Source organism: Pseudoalteromonas denitrificans DSM 6059 (assembly GCF_900112265.1).
Classification (GTDB): Bacteria; Pseudomonadota; Gammaproteobacteria; order Enterobacterales; family Alteromonadaceae; genus Pseudoalteromonas; species Pseudoalteromonas denitrificans.
Genome location: NZ_FOLO01000019.1, coordinates 1 through 15,962, shown reverse-complemented (window position 1 = coordinate 15,962; position 15,962 = coordinate 1). Strand labels below are relative to the sequence as shown.

The window sequence follows — 15,962 nt, the reverse complement described above, 5'->3', positions numbered from 1 at the left end:
GCTTTTCCTAAATTCTTTTTAACTTCTTATAAATGTGACGGTTTATAAGCTTACGTGTACCTTATACTAATGATATTAATACACGTCTTTCTGATATCTGTTTTGGTTACGTAAGTCTTTTAAATACGCTTGAGCGTCTTCTTCTGATTTACCACCAAATTGCTGAACTATGTCTAATAATGCTTGATGAACATCTTTTGCCATGCGATTAGCATCACCACATACATAAAAATGCGCACCTTTTTCTAACCAAGCATAAACCTCAGCACCATTTTTACGTAGCTTGTCTTGTACATATACTTTGTCAGCTTGATCGCGGCTAAAGGCAACATCTAATTTAGATAACACACCTGACTTTAAGTAGCCTTGAAGTTCTACTTGATATAAAAAATCTTGTGTAAAGTGCGGGTTGCCAAAGAATAACCAGTTTTCACCTTGTGCTTCGCTTGCTTCACGCTCTTGCAAAAATGCTCTAAATGGTGCGATACCAGTACCTGGACCTACCATTAATACTGGTGTATTTGTATCTGTCGGTAAACGGAAGTTATCATTATGCTCAACAAACACTTTAACTGATGCGCCTTCTTCTGCACGTTTTGCTAAATAACCAGAACAACCACCAAAATGTTCGCTACCAAAAGTTTCAAATTCTACTAAGCCAATTGTTAAATGTACTTCTTCTTCAACTTCAGATTGCGAAGAGGCAATAGAATAAAGACGAGCTTGTAATTTACGTAAACAATCAACTAGCGCTTGTGCTTCAAGTTTTGCTGGGTGTTGACGAATAATATCGAAGATTTGGCGAGGTTCAATAAACTCACGTAATGATGCTTTATCTTCTGCAATTTTTACTAACTCAACATTATTTGTTGCAGCAGCAAATTTTTCAACAAATGCAGGGTAAGATTGTGTTAATTCAAGGTTTTCAATTAATGCTTGGCGCACGCTGATTGTTTTATCACCTAAAGTAATTTCAGTTGCAGCATCTATAGATAATAAAGAAAGCGTTTCATCTACTAAAACTTCATCATTGAGGAAGTAAACGCCTAATGAATCACCTGCTGTATACGTTAAATCTGAACCTTCTAGTGAAATCTCAACATGGCGTACGTCTTTTGTTGAATCTCTACCGGTAATTTTTTGTACTAGAGAAAGTTCTGCTGCAAAAGGGTTTTGTTTATTGTATTGACTCGTTGATGTTGCAATGCCAGGCATCGTTATTACTTGTGCACTATTTCCTTGCTGTGCTTTTAAGTCAGGTTCGAAGGCATCTAATGCACCATTCACCCAAGTTGTTGCCTCATCTTCATAGTCAACATCTAAATCGGCACGTGCAAAAATGCTTTGTGCACCAAGTTCAGTAAAGCGTTGTTCAAAATCTTGTGCTGTTTTACAGAAAAACTCATAACTTGAATCACCTAAGCCCAATACCGCAACTTTAACGCCTGCTAATTTAGGGGCTTTTTTAGAATAAAGAAACTCATGCAAGTTTTCAGCATCTTCAGGTGGTTCACCTTCGCCATATGTTGAAACGACAACAGTAATAAATTTTTCTTTTTTAAGAGCGTTAGGTTTGTAATCAGCCATGTTCACTAATTTTACAGTTAATCCGCGTGCTTCAGCTTGAGCTTTTAATTGATTAGCAACCCCTTTAGCATTACCAGTTTGAGAGCCAAATAAAATGGTTAGAGTAGCGGCTTCACCAGCTTGAGCGCTTGGTGTCGCACTACCTAAAACGGCTGTATTGGCATTCGCTGCTAAATATCCACTTACCCAAGCTTGCTGAATTGGGTTCAGTTCTGCCACTAGGCCTTGTAATTTTTGCACTTGCTCTGCTGAGAGCGGGCTTGCCGCGCTAGATAATTGACCTAACAACATGAGTCTTCCTCAATATCTTTAAAAATTCATAAATAATTGCTATGTAACTTGTTATGTTGAATTAAATTCAAACTACAAGTTAAATTCTGAACCCAAATAAAATTATTTTTAATAAAAGGGCTAATTTGATGCTAAAGGATAACGGGCATTTGCCAGAACAAAAAAGAATAGAAAATACTTTGTTATTCCTTTTTGGAATTAAAAACATCTGCAATGAAAAAATAGATTAAAAACAAACGGTTTTATTTTTGGTTTTTAAATCGGTTTCTCTAACAGCCAAAAATAGGATTTCTTCTATACTTAATTTAATTTGTTTTTGACTTGGCTATTCGATGAATAAAAACAAAATGTTAATCATTACATATTGTTTATTTTTTGCATCAATGTGCATGGCACAAAATAAATCTATAAATGAAGCTGCATTGGAACGTTGGGCCACATTTTTTAGTCCATCAGCGATAGATAAAGCTGAGAAAATAAAAGAGTTAAGGTGGTTTGCACACGCAGCTCAAGAGTATCAGGGATTGCATATTCGTAGTGTGGCTGAAGAAATAAAAACACATCAATGGGAGAGTGAAGTTTTAAGCCGAGCATTTGAAGAAATAACAGGCATTACGGTGGATCATAAAATTATAGGTGAAGGACAAATTGTTAGAAAAATGATGGATCAACTTATGACAGGTCGCTTGTTATTTGATATTTATGTTAATGATGCAGATATGATAGGCACACATCTGAGACTAAAAAAAACCGTTAACCTTACCCAATATATGAAAAATGAAGGTAAGAAATACACTAATCCTGATTTGCATTTAACTGATTTTATGAATTTAGAATTTGGCCAGGATTATGATGGTGATCAGCTGCAATTACCTGACCAGCAATTTGTTAACTTATATTGGTTTCGTTATGACTGGTTTTCTAGAAAAGATATTAAAACAAAATTTAAAAAACAATATGGTTATGAATTAGGTGTGCCACTTAATTGGGCTGCTTATGAAGACATTGCTGCTTTTTTTACTGGAATGGAAATTGATGGTGTTAAGGTTTATGGTCATTTAGATTATGGTAAAAAATCACCTTCTTTAGGGTGGCGTTTTACAGATGCTTGGCTATCAATAGCAGGTGTGGGAGATAAGGGGTTACCCAATGGTTCACCTGTTGATGAATGGGGGATCAGGGTTGAAAATCGTATTCCTGTTGGTTCGACTGTATCAAGAGGGGGCGCTTTAAATAGCCCTGCCGCTGTATATGCTTTAACTAAATATATTGATTGGTTAAAAAAATATGCACCGCCTCAAGCAATTAACTGGCGTTGGCTTGATGCTGGACCAAAAGCAGCAGAGGGAAATATAGCACAAAGAATTTTTCAATATGTCACTTGGCTATCCGACGATGCTTTTTACCGTCCTGGTTCAAAGTTAAGTGATGCACAAGGGTCTCCTAAATGGCGGGTAGCACCTACACCCCATGGTCGATATTGGGACCCTGGTATGAAGGTCGGTTATCAAGATGCTGGAAGCTGGACGATTCCTAAAAATGTAAAAGGTAAGCGTCGCAACATGGCATGGCTTTGGGCGCAATTTTGTGTATCTAAAACCGTTTCTCTTAAGAAGTTTTTAGTGGGTGGTACGCCTGTTAGAAAATCCACGATAGATTCAGAACATTTAACAAAATACAAAGATAAATGGGGGGGACTGATAGATTTTTACAGATCAAAGCAAAGAGTATATTGGACTGATACAGGAGTTAATGTTCCGCATTACCCCGCATTGTCAGCAGCTTGGTGGCCTAAAATTGCAAAGGCAATAAATGGGCAGTTAACTCCAAAACAAGCTATGGATGCTATGGCTGTTGCGCAGGATGAGATGATGGCCAAAGTACGGTTGAAGGCTTATTCACCGAAATTAGCATTAGAAAAACCTGAGTCTTACTGGTTGGAGCAACCAGGTTCACCAAAACCTATGCGTACTCGCCCTAAACCAAAAACAATCGCTTATGAAGCATTGTTAAAGCAGTGGCGAAATGAAAATGATGACTAAACTATATTTTGTATTTTTAATTTCTGTTATGTCTGCTGCTTGTTGGGCTGATAATACACTTAAAATTTGCATTGATGATCGTGAGTGGTATCCATTTATTTATCATCAAGATGGTAAGGCTAAAGGTCTTTTTGTTGAAATCACTAAAGCAGCGTTAGCGCATAATAAAATTGATGCTAAATTTCTGGTTATGCCTATGAAACGCTGTATTAATGTATTCGCTCGTCAGGGGAAAGTAGATGCTGTAATTGGTGTACCTTTTGATAAAACTTTAGCTAATAAGTTGCATTACCCTGATGATGCTCAGTCAAACACTTCCCGTTGGCGTTTAATGCAGATTGATTTTAATTTAGTTACTCCAGTGCAAAGTACATATGATTTTTCTGGGCAATTTCAAACGATCCCTCGACCAATACGTATCCCAAAAGCATACTCTAAAATTATTCAAAAAATGAATGCTAAAAATATACCTGTTGAAATATCGAAGCAAGATGAAAGTTCTTTTTATAAATTGATTCGTGATAATTCAGGTAGTTTGATCACATCTTCAATTATGGCTGTACATCAAGATGAAACTGAAAAATTTCATGATAAATTTATAGTTCATCCTTATCCAATTGCGTCGTTATCATATTTTTTAGCTTTTTTTGATACCAAAGCAACATCCCCAGCATTACATCAAAAAATTTGGATGAACATTGAATATTTACGAAATGATTATGTTTTTATGCTGCAGTTACTTTCTGAGTATTAATAAATGGTTGATAAAAAGATAGGAATGAATATAAGGCATTCAATTTCTTTTACTTTAGCAAAAGTGGGGGTTCTGATTGCTTTTGTTTTTGGTGTATTAATAAGCTCCTATCAGATTTATTCTGATTATTTAAATCAGGGCGATTCGTTGGCACAAACCGTAGAACAAATACTTCAAGTGACGGAGTCTTCAGCCACTCAGGCTGTTTATGAATATGATGAAGCTTTAGCTGCAAGGGTTAGTAATGGTTTGTTTGCTTATAAACCTATTTCTGAAGTTATTATTTCGGATGATTTTGGAGAAGTCTTAGCAAAAAAATCTAGAGACATAAAACGAATAAAACCATGGTGGGTCCCAGAAAAGTTATTTGGTAAAAACAAGAAGTTTCAAATTGATTTGAATACGAGAGATAGTATTGATAATGCGAAAGCACGTTTAGTCGTGATTGTAGACCCATATTATGGCGCTTTAGCATTTATGTCTCGGGCTGTTGTTATTCTGGTATCTGGCATAGTGCGAAATATTTTTTTGGCTTTTGCATTATTAGCCGTATTTTATTATTTGATAAGTAAACCTTTAATTAAGCTTATTAATGATTTGATGCAAATAAACCCTGAATACCCACAAAGTGAATTAGTTATTTTAGCAAAACATAAAGACAGCGAACTAGGTTTGTTGAAGGAAATTATAAATCGATTGCTTCAATCTGTTGTAGATCATATTACTGAAGTCAAAGGTTTAAATGATACTTTAGAGCTAAAAGTATTAGAGCGTACATCTGAGTTAGATTTAAAATCTAAGGAAGCATTATTTTCGCTTGAAAAACTAAAAAATACAGAATTACAACTAATTGAAGCTGAAAAAAATGCAGCTTTAGGGGGGTTAGTTGCTGGCGTTGCTCATGAAATAAATACGCCATTAGGTATTTCAGTTACTGCATCTTCCAGCTTATTAGAAGTAACAGATGAGCTAAATACTAAATTTTCATCGGGCTCAATGAAACGGTCAGACTTTGAATCTTCGATGCTACATTTACAAGATTGTGCACATATTATATTAAAAAACTCAAATCGGGCTGCTGATTTAATTAGTAGCTTTAAGCAAATAGCTGTTGACCAAACGTCTTATGAGCGTCGTTCATTTATGTTTAAGGCTTACATCGATGAAATTGTATTTACTTTAAGGCCTCAAATTAACAAGTCAGAAATAAAAGTACAAGTTGAATGCGAAGAAGACTTTATTGTTGATAGTTATCCCGGTGCGATAGCACAAGTTGTTTCTAATTTAGTCTTAAATGCTTTACTTCATGGATATAGCGATAAAGATGAAGGTAACATAGTGATTAAAATAGATAAGAAAGGAGAGAGAATACAACTTGATTTTTGTGATGATGGGAAAGGTATTTCTGTAGAGCATTTGGGTAAAATATTTAACCCTTTTTATACCACAAACAGAAATGCAGGTGGCAGTGGATTAGGATTACATATTATCAGTAATATAGTAACCAACTCTCTACAAGGGCGAATTACTTGTGATAGTGAATTGGGCAAAGGTTGCTGTTTTAAGTTGAACTTTATGGCATCACCAAATTTGGATAAATAAATACAAGTTTAATTTTTAACTTGCTCAATGGCTTTATTCCAGCCTCTTATGAGTTTTTTTCTTTGTGTGAATTGCATTGTAGTTGTAAAAATTTCATCAACTTTATAAATGTTTTTTGGTATTGCATTATGTGACCAAATATTAGCACCTATTCCAGCAAGTAAAATAGCACCAAGGGCTGTTGATTCTATATTTTCAGGTCTTACTAGTTCTATGTTTAATAAATCGGCCTGAAACTGCATTAAAAAAGCATTATTGCAAGCGCCTCCATCCACATGCATTGACTTAATGCTAATACCTGATTCAGATTGCATTAATGTTAATACGTCGTAAGTCTGATAAGCAATGGACTCTAATGTCGCTCTTATAATTTCATTCTTTCCTGAGCCGCGAGTTAAGCCCGTAATTGCACCCCTGGCATCCATATCCCAATGCGGTGCACCAAGCCCTGTAAACGCTGGTACAAAATAAACACCTTGTGTATCTTGTATGCTATTTGCAATGTGCTCTGTTTCAGAGGCATGAGTTATGAGTTGCAACTGATCTCTTAGCCATTGAATTGCTGCACCAGCAATAAATACGGATCCTTCTAGCGCATATGCAGGCTGGCCTTTTTCATTACAAGCGATTGTTGTTAAGAGCCCGTTTTTACTTATAGAGTTATTATTTCCTGTGTACATCAACATAAAGCAACCTGTGCCATAAGTATTTTTAACTTGGCCAGAGTTGATACAACGCTGACCAAATAGAGCCGATTGTTGATCACCTGCAACTCCGGTTATTGGGATTGCATTACCAGAAAATAAAGTTTTACAAGTTTTTCCAAAGCAACTGGCTGAATTTTGAATTGTTGGTAATATTGATTTTGGTAATGAAAAATATGATAAAAGCTCTTGATCCCAAGTTTGATCATGTATGTTATATAACATCGTTCTTGAGGCATTTGTATGATCGGTAACATGGTGTTGCCCACCGGTTAATTTCCAAATTAACCACGAATCTATAGTACCAAAAGCGAGCTTGTCTTGTTCGGCTAAAGTATTAACCTCTGGGCTATTTTCGAATAACCATTTTATTTTGGTTGCTGAAAAGTAAGCATCAACAACTAAGCCTGTTTTCTGTTGGATCCAATCAGATTTCCCTGATTTTTTGATTTTATTACATATATCTGTAGAGCGTCTACATTGCCAAACTATGGCATTGTGTACAGGTTTCCCTGTTGTTTTATCCCATAAAACGGTTGTTTCTCTTTGGTTGGTGATCCCGATACAAGTGATAGCATGGTAAGAGGTATCAGTTTTGATTAAAACCTGTTTTATGGTTGAAAGTGTATTTTGCCAAATTTCTTCAGCATCATGCTCTACCCAGGAGGGGTGTGGATAAATTTGCGAAAATTCATTATGTGATTTTGCTAAAAACTGACCCTGTAGATTATAAATAACAACTGTAGTGCCTGTCGTTCCCTGATCAATAGCAAGTATCATGAGCTTCTTTTTCTTATGTTTATAATAATTTTATTATATACAGATTAGCGCCATTTTATTGTTTTATCCGTTAAAAGAACATTTTATATGGTAATGCTACTCCCATTTTTAATGCGATAATCGCAACAATCATTAAGTACTTACTCTAATTATTTTTTGATGTTACTTAATTGTTAATGTAAGATTAATTTTTGGTGTTGTAATTAACCCGATTATTAATTTTAATCTACTTAAATAATAAAGGAGTTCACAGTGAAGTATAAAAATAAATTAGCGCTGAGCTTGCTTGCGTTAATGCATGTAACTGCAATTGCAGGTGTTACAAATGGTAATTTTGAAACTTGGTCTAATGGTGTTCCGTCTGCATGGACAACAATAGATACAGGCATTAGTTTGAGTCAAAATACAACTATTGTGAAGGAAGGCCTTAATTCAATTGCTATTTCTGTTAACACCAGCACACAAGGTTCTACCGATTTTCAACAATTAGTTGCTGTAGAGAGTGGTAAAACATATGCTTTTTCTACTTGGGTATATCATACAGAAGGGAATGTTAAAGCAAGGTTATATATTGATGGTTACCAAAATTATTCAAATGAAAACTTAGTAAACCAATGGCAGCAGGTTTCTTTTAATTATACGGCAAGTAGTAGCAAAAATATTGCAGTGGGTTTTCGTTTTTATGATGCTGCTGGATTTGATGGTTCTGAAATAGTTTACATTGATGATTTTCAACCTAGAGCGGCAACAGTCCCAGATCCTGATACCAATAATTGTGCGGATACGAGCTTAGCATTTAGTTTAACAACTGATAAATATGGTTATGAAACAAGTTGGAATTTAAAAAATGCAAGTTCAGTTGAAATTGCTCAGGGAAGTAATTTAGCAAATGATAAAACCTATAATGAGACATTTTGTTTAGTTGATGGTGATTACAGCTTTACTATTAATGATAGTTATGGTGATGGAATTTGCTGTTCATTTGGAAATGGGTCTTATGACTTATCGGTTTCTGGTACTTCATTAGCTTCAGGTGCAACATTCACAACAACTGAAACAAAAACGTTCTCAATTGGAAGTACAGATACAGGTGGTGGTAACACAGATCCTGGAAGTTATTATGAGACCGCAACAGGTAAAACGGGTTTTGCATTAAAAACAGCATTACATAATATAATTAAAAGTCATACAACTAAGGGATATTCGGCTTTATGGACTTTTTATGAGGCACATTCACTGGATACTTATTATGAAAAAGATGGCTCAATATTAGACATGTATTCTGAAAAACCTCTTGCTACTGAAAGCTACACATATACAAAAGTATCAGACCAGTGTGGTAATTATAGTTCCGAAGGTGGATGTTATAATCGTGAGCATTCATTCCCTAAAAGTTGGTTTGGTGGAAAAATTGAACCTATGAATTCAGATGTACATCATATTTTTGCAACGGATGGTTTTGTAAATTCAAAACGAAGTGCTTATCCATATGGAGAAGTGGGTACTGCGAGTTTTACTTCAACAAATAATAGTAAACTGGGTTCTGCTAAAACTGATTTAGGTTATACAGGTACGGTATTTGAACCAATTGATGAATTTAAAGGTGATTTAGCGCGTGCGCATTTGTACATTGCAACACGCTATGAAGATGTTATTTCAGGTTGGACTAACAATAGTACTTATGGGGCTGCAATTTTGGATGGTACTGAGACCCAAGTATTTAAACCTTGGGTGATTGCGATGTTATTGCGCTGGCATAAAAACGATCCGGTCAGTCAAAAAGAAATTGACAGAAATCAAGCTGGATTTAATCATCAGGGTAATAGAAACCCTTATGTTGATCATCCTGAGTATGTCGATGTAATTTGGAGTAATTAACTTCAGTATATGTCTATTCAATCATTTGAAGTGGCATTTTATACTAAGCTAATTAAGGTGTGTAATACTTTATTGGCTTCGTTTTATTTATTTCCTAGAGGGTAAATTGTAATTTCGATACCAGCATCAATCGCTGATATACGTAATAGGGTGTCAGATTTGATGGCTTGATTAAAGCATTTAGGGTTTCTGCCTGACTGAAAACCAATATCAAAAGTGCGTTTTTTACAGCTTAACCATTGTTTTAATGCTTCGCGAGAACATGATTCTAGTTGTTCACATAAATGATTAATTGCTTGGTCTGGACTAGTGATGTCTGAATTAGCTTCTATACGCGCAAAGTGTCGGTAATCATCTTTATCAAAATGTAATATCGTTGTTTTTTTTGCAAGTTCGTTCACTAGTATGCTGATATCATTTTTAGATTCTAATTCTAAATCAACATTTAAAAATTGGATTTCAGACATTTAATTTATTTCCTGTGCTTAAGCGACGTAATAATATATTTTTTATTCGAAGTTATAACGCGTACTTTACCTTAGATACGCTTATGGCTCTAGTTAATCTCTTGTTTTTAACTAAGTTCATTAAAATGAATTAAATTAAGTTGATTTTATTTGATTAAATAAAAATTATTTAAAATTATTCTGCAAAATTTTAAATTGTTTCTATGCTTTAGCTATGACCCAAATAAAATAGCTAAATATGACTGTTCACATTGAAAACAATCAAGAAATAGGATGTTTCATTATTGTAGCAACTGTCGTTGCGCAGTTAGATATCATTCTTGTTGAAGCAAAAAATTTATCACTCGCTGCAAAAAATGCGCGTGTTGTTGCTATTAGAGCTGGAGAAGCCGCACTCGGTTTTAAATCGATTACTAACTTTATTGATGAGTTTTCAACAAAGACAATTCAAACGACACAAGAAATAAATCAACATTCAAATTTATTGTTCAAACTCGCTTTGGGGCAATTAAGAGCATCGCAATTTGAACATCATATTAATAAAGCGTATTTATTGAATGAGGGAGGTTATACAGAAATAAAAAAAATCCGAAATGATGCCACACAAATATTAAGAGAAAGTCTTACGCGTTTTAATAGTGAAATGCAGGCATTAACACTCCAGTTTGAAGAAATAAGACAGCAAATGCGTGCTGCGGAATATATAGCTGTTACTTCTCGAGTAGAGGCATCACAGGCTGGTGAGTATTGCGATAGTTTAGAATCGGTTTCTGATTATATTGCTTCTGCAGCTTTAAGAATAAAGTCTGCGATTTCAATTAATTTAAGCACCCTGTCTCAATTACAGAAAATAAAAGTGAGAAGTTAATAAAGGTTATTAGCTGTAGAAAAGTTTACTTAGATTTACTACAAATGGAATAAAAAATGAAATCAAGTGTAATTTATGAAGGAAAGCATCATAAGTGGGTGGTTTTTGGCCGTGATGAGTCAAAGCCAGAAAAAATTATAGATACTAACCAATATCTTATTTGTAGCGATACGGAGTCTATGTTGCTTGATCCTGGTGGAATAGAGCTTTTTTCACCTATGTTAACGGGTATTTTAGGTTATACAGATTTAAAAAATTTAACGACTTTATTTGCCTCACATCAAGACCCTGACATTATCTCTTCACTAGGTTTATGGGATAAAACTATACCTAATGCAAAGCTTTATGCTCCTTGGTTATGGGAGGGCTTTATTCGTCATTTTGGTATGGAAAATATTGAATTCATGCCTGTTAAAGATGAAGGTGGTGAAATAAAGCTTGGTAGTAATACCTTTAGACTTATTCCTGCTCATTATTTACATTCATCGGGAAATTTTAACGTATATGATGCTGAAGCTAAAATTTTAATGAGTGGTGATCTTGGCGCTGCTCTTGAAAAAGGGGATGTGCCAATGTTTGTGGAGAATTTTGCAGAGCACATTCCACATATGGAATACTTTCATCGTCGTTGGATGCCTTCAAATAGGGCTAAACTGAATTGGATTTCTCGGGTTAAAGAGCTTGATATTGAAATGATGGCACCTCAGCATGGTCGAATATTTAAAGGGGAAGCTGTGCAGGAATTTTTAACTTGGTTCGAAAAGCTTGATGTGGGCTGTGCATAAATTTAAGTTGTCTTCTTAAAAAGGTTCATTATTGAAAAATAATGAGCCTTTTCTTTTTGTTTACTAAAATTTATTTGAGTGAGTTGATTTTAATCATAAGCTAAAGTAGTGTTTGTTCCTATATTGATAAAAGGAATTTAAAATGAAAAAAGTAACAGCCACATTAATTCTAATTTTTGTTTTTTTTAGCAATTTTAATGTGGCCGCTGAGTCTCTTTATGATTTTGATCATAAAGTTTATTATGATCAAATTAAACTTTCAGATACTAAATATCAGTTAGAAATCAGATCTGATTCTTATCAGCATTTTACTCAGCAAAGTGTTTTTTTATTACGTCATAGCTCTCTTTTATGTAAAGGCAGCACTTATACTTTAAAGGTATTAGCAGGCGTGCAAAGTTTTGATGCAATACCGACTGTGCCAAGAGGATATCAACCTAATTTAAAAGTATTACTGACATGTAACTCTATATCTGATTAATCTTTATAACCCCAAGGTGCGGGTGGTGGAGTGATTGATTTTGTCAAATCAAAGTCTACATTAAACTCTCTGCCTTCTCGGGTAAGTCTATATGTAAATTTTTTAGGATAAATATACATATGCCAAGTATTACCAATTGATTGTGGGATGCCTGTTTTTATAAATAATTCTTTTGAATATTGATCTGCTGGAAATGATTGTGCTTGAGCCCAACCTGCAGTGTTTGTATGACCGCCATACATAGTTGACTCGTCAGGTAGGCCATTTTTATGGCGGTGGTCATGCTTTAAAGAGAGTCCTGATCCTGTTTTTGTTATTAACCAAGTTCGGGAAGCATCAGCACCAACGTGAAAAGGAATTTGAATTTGGGTTTTATTGCAATGGCGTACATGCATAATTAATTCATTTTTGCTAAAGCTATCATTGTCACTTCCACCCACAGTCACTTTTCCTAGAAAAGCTTTACCACAGTGTTGAGACAGAGCATTAAAAAATTGATCTTGGGTATTTATTGAAACAGGGGCTGGTGAGCCTGCTACAGCGAATTGAGAAGTTAATAGCAAGGTTGTAAACAAATTTTTTTTCATGTCGTACTCTTTAGTTAAATATGAAAGATAAACGAGCATTAGATTATAGATAAATTATATTCACGCAAAGAGCTTTTATTTCTTAATTTAAAGAAGTAAAAATAAAAAGGAAAATAAGAATGGCAAATTTTGATAAACATGCCGAAGGTACTTTTTGTTGGCCAGAATTAAGCACATCAAATTGGAAAGAGGGAAAAGCTTTTTATACTCAGTTATTTGGTTGGGGTTTTGATGATCAGCCCATAGAGAAAGATGCCTTTTATACTATGTTGCAGTTAGAAGGTCTTGATATCGCTGCGATGTATCAAATGAATAAATCGCAAATAGAGTGTGGGGTACCTAGCAGTTGGTTAAATTATATCGCGGTAAAAAGTGTAGATTTGATGACATTAAAAGCCAGAGAGTTAGGGGCTGATGTGATTTGTGGCCCTATGACTGTTGGTGATGCAGGAAAAATGGTCTTATTATGTGAACCTGATGGGGCTATGTTTGCTTTATGGCAAGGAGAAAAACACCCTGGAGCTAAGAAATTGAAAGAGCATAGGGCAATGCACTGGAATGAATTAGTCACTAGAAATGCAGCGAAAAGCAAAGCATTCTATTGTGGTTTATTTGACTGGAAAACGAAAGTAGAAATTAAATCCGGTATGACCTATACATTATTTTTTAATGTAGAACAGGATAGCCCTGTCGCAGGCATGCTAGAAATGACTAAAGAGTGGAGTGAAGAGGTTTCTGCTCAATGGATGATATATTTTTCGGTTTCTGATTGTGATGAGTACGTTGCTAAAACTGAAGAACTTGGAGGAGATGTTTGTGTTTCAGCAACAGATATTCCTGGTGTAGGCCGATTTAGTGTATTAATGGACCCTCAAGGAGCGGTATTCTCGATTATTAAAAGTGAGATGACTAAAAGTTAATGATTTATTGCTAGATTTATTTATATAGGCACTCTTTTTGGGTGCTTTTTTATTACCTGGAAGTACAATCTGGTACTATGATGATATTAAAATATTGATTAGGAAATTATTATGGATTTAGCTGTAGGTACTAGTTTAACTTTACCTTTATTTTTTTTAGATGAGACTTTACAAAATAGAGACCTTGAAAAGCCTGATTTATCAATTGAAATTACCCTCGATGAAGATTTAGTCGCGCATGCTTGTGAAAATCCTGAAGCAGATAGTAGTATTTGTGTTTATATCACTCAATATCAATTGTCTGATATTAATAATGATTTTAAATTCATTGGCTCCGAACATGTTGCACAACTACAAATCACACCAGGCCCATGTATTGCTGTTTTATTGAGTTTGCCTGATGGAAAAACATTTGTTTCACCACAAATGGACTTTTTACCAACTTTTGATTTTGAAATAGAAAGCGATGAGCAGAGTGATTAGTTAATTATGCAGCATGATTGTATCGTATTTGATACATTTTAATATTATCAATTTGTAAATAACTTGATAACACTTGATTTCCATAGCCATACTTTGGCAAAATTAGTAATGTAATTATGTATAAAAATGAGAACTAAAATGAAGTACTTTTTAATTTTGTTGTTGTTGTTTTCAGGATTGACTTTTGCGGAAAAAAACGTAAGTAAATGCATCAGTTCATCGGGCGAAATGCGATATACAACCAGAGGTTGTAGCTCAGGCGAGCGTGAAATGTCGATTAATAAAAATCAGTCATTATTGCAATTTGCTCAAAAAGCAAAAGCAAAACGTCCCGAAAATAATGCCGGGCCTAATAATTCAGATTTATCCTTCTACTTAAAAGAAAATTTTGCAAATACCGATTGGTCTGAAAATGTTGAACGTAGCTTTTTAGAGAAAAATTATGCTGTTGTTATTGTTGATAGTTTTAGACTACATAAATTGGAAGGGATTTGTAACGCTACCATGAATTGGATTGATAAGTACCCGCATACAAGGTTTGAACTAGATTCGATGCGATTTGAATTTAATACAGGTGAAAGCTTTAAAGAGCGTTATGTGGTCGTTAAAGAGTGTGATTTTGAATTAAGATAAATTATAATTTGCCAAATAATCACTAAATAGAGAATTAAAAATGTCTGCAGGTGCGAATAAAATAGCTATTATGCTTGAAATGCAAAATGCTATGAATACTAAAATTCATGAGAAGTGGTTTGAACAAGGTTTTGAATGGAATCGTGCTATTTGGGTTGAGTGTGCTGAAATGCTTGATCACTATGGTTGGAAATGGTGGAAAAAACAGTCGCCAGATACTGAACAAGTGATCTTGGAACTAGTTGATATTTTTCATTTTGGTTTAGCGTTGCGTATTGATGGTACGACAAGTTATCAAGACTTGGCTAATGCTTTAATGGATGAAATGTCAGTCCCTAAAACTGCTGATGACTTCAAACAAACACTAGAATTATTGGCAGGAGCAGCTGTTACTAATAAAGAATTTGATGCTGCAGCTTTTGCAGGTTGTATGAAACAAATTGGCATGAATTTGAACGACCTGTTTTGTGGTTATGTCGGTAAAAATACATTGAATTTCTTTAGGCAAGATCATGGTTATAAAGATGGAAGTTATATTAAAGTTTGGAATGGGTTAGAAGACAATGAGCATTTAGTTGAGGTTGTTAAGTCTCTTGATACGGAGCATCCTGACTTTTCTAAATTAGTATATCAAGGTTTAGAATCTCGTTATCCTGCATAAGTATTATTTCAAAAAAACGCACGAGTCAAATATTAAACTTGGATAGAACACATTAGAGTTTAATGTTTGACTCGCTACGCCTATTATTTAATAGGCAATAAATTGTGATAATTTGTAATTGATGGAAATTGACTAGGGGCTGTTGATCTTTCACATTGGCAGCCAAATCATTGCACACGCCAGTGCTAGCATACTTTCAAACTGTAACTTTAATTTATCATATCTTGTAGCTATAGCACGGAAGTGTTTCAGTCTTGCAAATGCATTTTCAACTAAGTGCCTATATTTATATAAGCACCAATCTATATCTCCATTACCCGTTTTTGAGTTCTGCTTTCTGGGGATCACAGGGCTTGAATTTCTCTCTCGAACTTTATTTCTAATCGCTTCACTATCATAGCCTTTATCCGCGATAACAAAATCACCTTGAGGCAATAAT

At 34.7% G+C, this 15,962-nt stretch carries 16 protein-coding genes; 11 read left to right on the top strand and 5 right to left on the bottom strand.

Annotated elements, in window-relative coordinates:
• Positions 1 to 75: 75 nt before the first annotated feature.
• The gene (locus BM088_RS12965) at positions 76 to 1,878 is read right to left on the bottom strand and encodes an assimilatory sulfite reductase (NADPH) flavoprotein subunit (RefSeq protein ID WP_091984495.1); all 1,803 of its coding nucleotides are present in this window, start codon (positions 1,876 to 1,878) and stop codon (positions 76 to 78) included.
• Positions 1,879 to 2,210: 332 nt separating this feature from the next.
• On the opposite strand from BM088_RS12965, the gene BM088_RS12960 reads away from it, so the two are divergent.
• From BM088_RS12960 to BM088_RS12950, 3 genes are read left to right on the top strand one after another with little or no spacing between them, the layout of a single operon-like run.
• The gene (locus tag BM088_RS12960; RefSeq protein ID WP_218156520.1) at positions 2,211 to 3,920 is read left to right on the top strand and encodes a type 2 periplasmic-binding domain-containing protein; all 1,710 of its coding nucleotides are present in this window, start codon (positions 2,211 to 2,213) and stop codon (positions 3,918 to 3,920) included.
• On the top strand, positions 3,910 to 4,674 hold the full coding sequence (locus tag BM088_RS12955) for a hypothetical protein (protein WP_143085075.1): 765 nt from the start codon (positions 3,910 to 3,912) through the stop codon (positions 4,672 to 4,674). Before BM088_RS12960 ends, BM088_RS12955 begins: the two co-directional genes overlap by 11 nt.
• Before the next feature lie 24 nt (positions 4,675 to 4,698).
• Entirely contained in the window at positions 4,699 to 6,276 is a 1,578-nt protein-coding gene (locus tag BM088_RS12950; RefSeq protein WP_177208039.1) for a sensor histidine kinase, read from the top strand.
• A gap of 8 nt (positions 6,277 to 6,284) precedes the next feature.
• Here the strand turns inward: BM088_RS12950 and glpK are convergent, their stop codons facing one another.
• Positions 6,285 to 7,760: a glycerol kinase GlpK gene (gene glpK / locus BM088_RS12945; RefSeq protein ID WP_091984488.1), complete on the bottom strand. Its 1,476-nt coding sequence runs from the start codon at positions 7,758 to 7,760 to the stop codon at positions 6,285 to 6,287.
• A 294-nt stretch (positions 7,761 to 8,054) separates the two neighbouring features.
• Between glpK and BM088_RS12940 the strand changes: the two genes are divergently transcribed.
• Positions 8,055 to 9,638 (top strand): endonuclease, encoded by a 1,584-nt coding sequence (locus BM088_RS12940; RefSeq protein WP_091984686.1) that lies wholly within the window; start codon positions 8,055 to 8,057, stop codon positions 9,636 to 9,638.
• An 83-nt stretch (positions 9,639 to 9,721) separates the two neighbouring features.
• Here BM088_RS12940 and BM088_RS12935 read toward each other — a convergent pair whose 3' ends face one another.
• Positions 9,722 to 10,105, bottom strand: a complete 384-nt coding sequence (locus tag BM088_RS12935) for a hypothetical protein (RefSeq protein ID WP_091984486.1) — start codon at positions 10,103 to 10,105, stop codon at positions 9,722 to 9,724.
• A 238-nt stretch (positions 10,106 to 10,343) separates the two neighbouring features.
• Here BM088_RS12935 and BM088_RS12930 point away from each other — a divergent pair, with 238 nt between their 5' ends.
• The 3 genes from BM088_RS12930 (at position 10,344) to BM088_RS12920 (ending at position 12,239) form a co-directional block, all read left to right on the top strand.
• The gene (locus tag BM088_RS12930) at positions 10,344 to 10,973 is read left to right on the top strand and encodes a chemotaxis protein (protein WP_091984483.1); all 630 of its coding nucleotides are present in this window, start codon (positions 10,344 to 10,346) and stop codon (positions 10,971 to 10,973) included.
• 56 nt (positions 10,974 to 11,029) lie between these two features.
• Positions 11,030 to 11,758 carry an oxygen-binding di-iron domain-containing protein gene (locus BM088_RS12925; protein WP_091984481.1) on the top strand — a complete coding sequence of 243 codons (729 nt, stop codon included), beginning with the start codon at positions 11,030 to 11,032 and terminating at the stop codon, positions 11,756 to 11,758.
• Between the two features lie 142 nt (positions 11,759 to 11,900).
• On the top strand, positions 11,901 to 12,239 hold the full coding sequence (locus tag BM088_RS12920) for a hypothetical protein (RefSeq protein ID WP_091984478.1): 339 nt from the start codon (positions 11,901 to 11,903) through the stop codon (positions 12,237 to 12,239).
• On the opposite strand, the gene BM088_RS12915 is transcribed toward BM088_RS12920, so the two are convergent.
• Positions 12,236 to 12,826 carry a hypothetical protein gene (locus BM088_RS12915; RefSeq protein ID WP_091984475.1) on the bottom strand — a complete coding sequence of 197 codons (591 nt, stop codon included), beginning with the start codon at positions 12,824 to 12,826 and terminating at the stop codon, positions 12,236 to 12,238. The two genes, BM088_RS12920 and BM088_RS12915, sit on opposite strands and share 4 nt — an antisense overlap.
• 119 nt (positions 12,827 to 12,945) lie before the next feature.
• Between BM088_RS12915 and BM088_RS12910 the strand changes: the two genes are divergently transcribed.
• From BM088_RS12910 to BM088_RS12895, 4 genes are all read left to right on the top strand, one after another.
• Entirely contained in the window at positions 12,946 to 13,746 is an 801-nt protein-coding gene (locus BM088_RS12910; protein WP_091984472.1) for a VOC family protein, read from the top strand.
• Positions 13,747 to 13,857: 111 nt separating this feature from the next.
• Positions 13,858 to 14,229, top strand: a complete 372-nt coding sequence (locus tag BM088_RS12905; protein ID WP_091984469.1) for a hypothetical protein — start codon at positions 13,858 to 13,860, stop codon at positions 14,227 to 14,229.
• Positions 14,230 to 14,367: 138 nt separating this feature from the next.
• Positions 14,368 to 14,862, top strand: coding sequence for a hypothetical protein (locus BM088_RS12900; RefSeq protein ID WP_091984467.1), 495 nt, complete (start codon positions 14,368 to 14,370; stop codon positions 14,860 to 14,862).
• 40 nt (positions 14,863 to 14,902) lie between these two features.
• On the top strand, positions 14,903 to 15,523 hold the full coding sequence (locus BM088_RS12895) for a dUTP diphosphatase (RefSeq protein WP_091984465.1): 621 nt from the start codon (positions 14,903 to 14,905) through the stop codon (positions 15,521 to 15,523).
• Positions 15,524 to 15,673: 150 nt separating this feature from the next.
• Here BM088_RS12895 and BM088_RS12890 read toward each other — a convergent pair.
• Positions 15,674 to 15,962, bottom strand: a 289-nt coding sequence (locus tag BM088_RS12890; protein WP_143085074.1) for a transposase, incomplete at its 5' end; no start/stop codon positions are given.

What these genes read in the sequence shown, in the direction of transcription:
- BM088_RS12965 (WP_091984495.1), bottom strand. Translation starts at nt 1,878, where the DNA reads ATGTTGTTAGGTCAATTATCTAGCGCGGCAAGCCCGCTCTCAGCAGAG.
- BM088_RS12920 (WP_091984478.1), top strand. Translation starts at nt 11,901, where the DNA reads ATGAAAAAAGTAACAGCCACATTAATTCTAATTTTTGTTTTTTTTAGC.
- BM088_RS12895 (WP_091984465.1), top strand. Translation starts at nt 14,903, where the DNA reads ATGTCTGCAGGTGCGAATAAAATAGCTATTATGCTTGAAATGCAAAAT.
- BM088_RS12955 (WP_143085075.1), top strand. Translation starts at nt 3,910, where the DNA reads ATGATGACTAAACTATATTTTGTATTTTTAATTTCTGTTATGTCTGCT.
- BM088_RS12905 (WP_091984469.1), top strand. Translation starts at nt 13,858, where the DNA reads ATGGATTTAGCTGTAGGTACTAGTTTAACTTTACCTTTATTTTTTTTA.
- BM088_RS12930 (WP_091984483.1), top strand. Translation starts at nt 10,344, where the DNA reads ATGACTGTTCACATTGAAAACAATCAAGAAATAGGATGTTTCATTATT.
- BM088_RS12925 (WP_091984481.1), top strand. Translation starts at nt 11,030, where the DNA reads ATGAAATCAAGTGTAATTTATGAAGGAAAGCATCATAAGTGGGTGGTT.
- BM088_RS12935 (WP_091984486.1), bottom strand. Translation starts at nt 10,105, where the DNA reads ATGTCTGAAATCCAATTTTTAAATGTTGATTTAGAATTAGAATCTAAA.
- BM088_RS12915 (WP_091984475.1), bottom strand. Translation starts at nt 12,826, where the DNA reads ATGAAAAAAAATTTGTTTACAACCTTGCTATTAACTTCTCAATTCGCT.
- BM088_RS12910 (WP_091984472.1), top strand. Translation starts at nt 12,946, where the DNA reads ATGGCAAATTTTGATAAACATGCCGAAGGTACTTTTTGTTGGCCAGAA.
- BM088_RS12940 (WP_091984686.1), top strand. Translation starts at nt 8,055, where the DNA reads ATGCATGTAACTGCAATTGCAGGTGTTACAAATGGTAATTTTGAAACT.
- BM088_RS12900 (WP_091984467.1), top strand. Translation starts at nt 14,368, where the DNA reads ATGAAGTACTTTTTAATTTTGTTGTTGTTGTTTTCAGGATTGACTTTT.
- BM088_RS12950 (WP_177208039.1), top strand. Translation starts at nt 4,699, where the DNA reads ATGAATATAAGGCATTCAATTTCTTTTACTTTAGCAAAAGTGGGGGTT.
- glpK (WP_091984488.1), bottom strand. Translation starts at nt 7,760, where the DNA reads ATGATACTTGCTATTGATCAGGGAACGACAGGCACTACAGTTGTTATT.
- BM088_RS12960 (WP_218156520.1), top strand. Translation starts at nt 2,211, where the DNA reads ATGAATAAAAACAAAATGTTAATCATTACATATTGTTTATTTTTTGCA.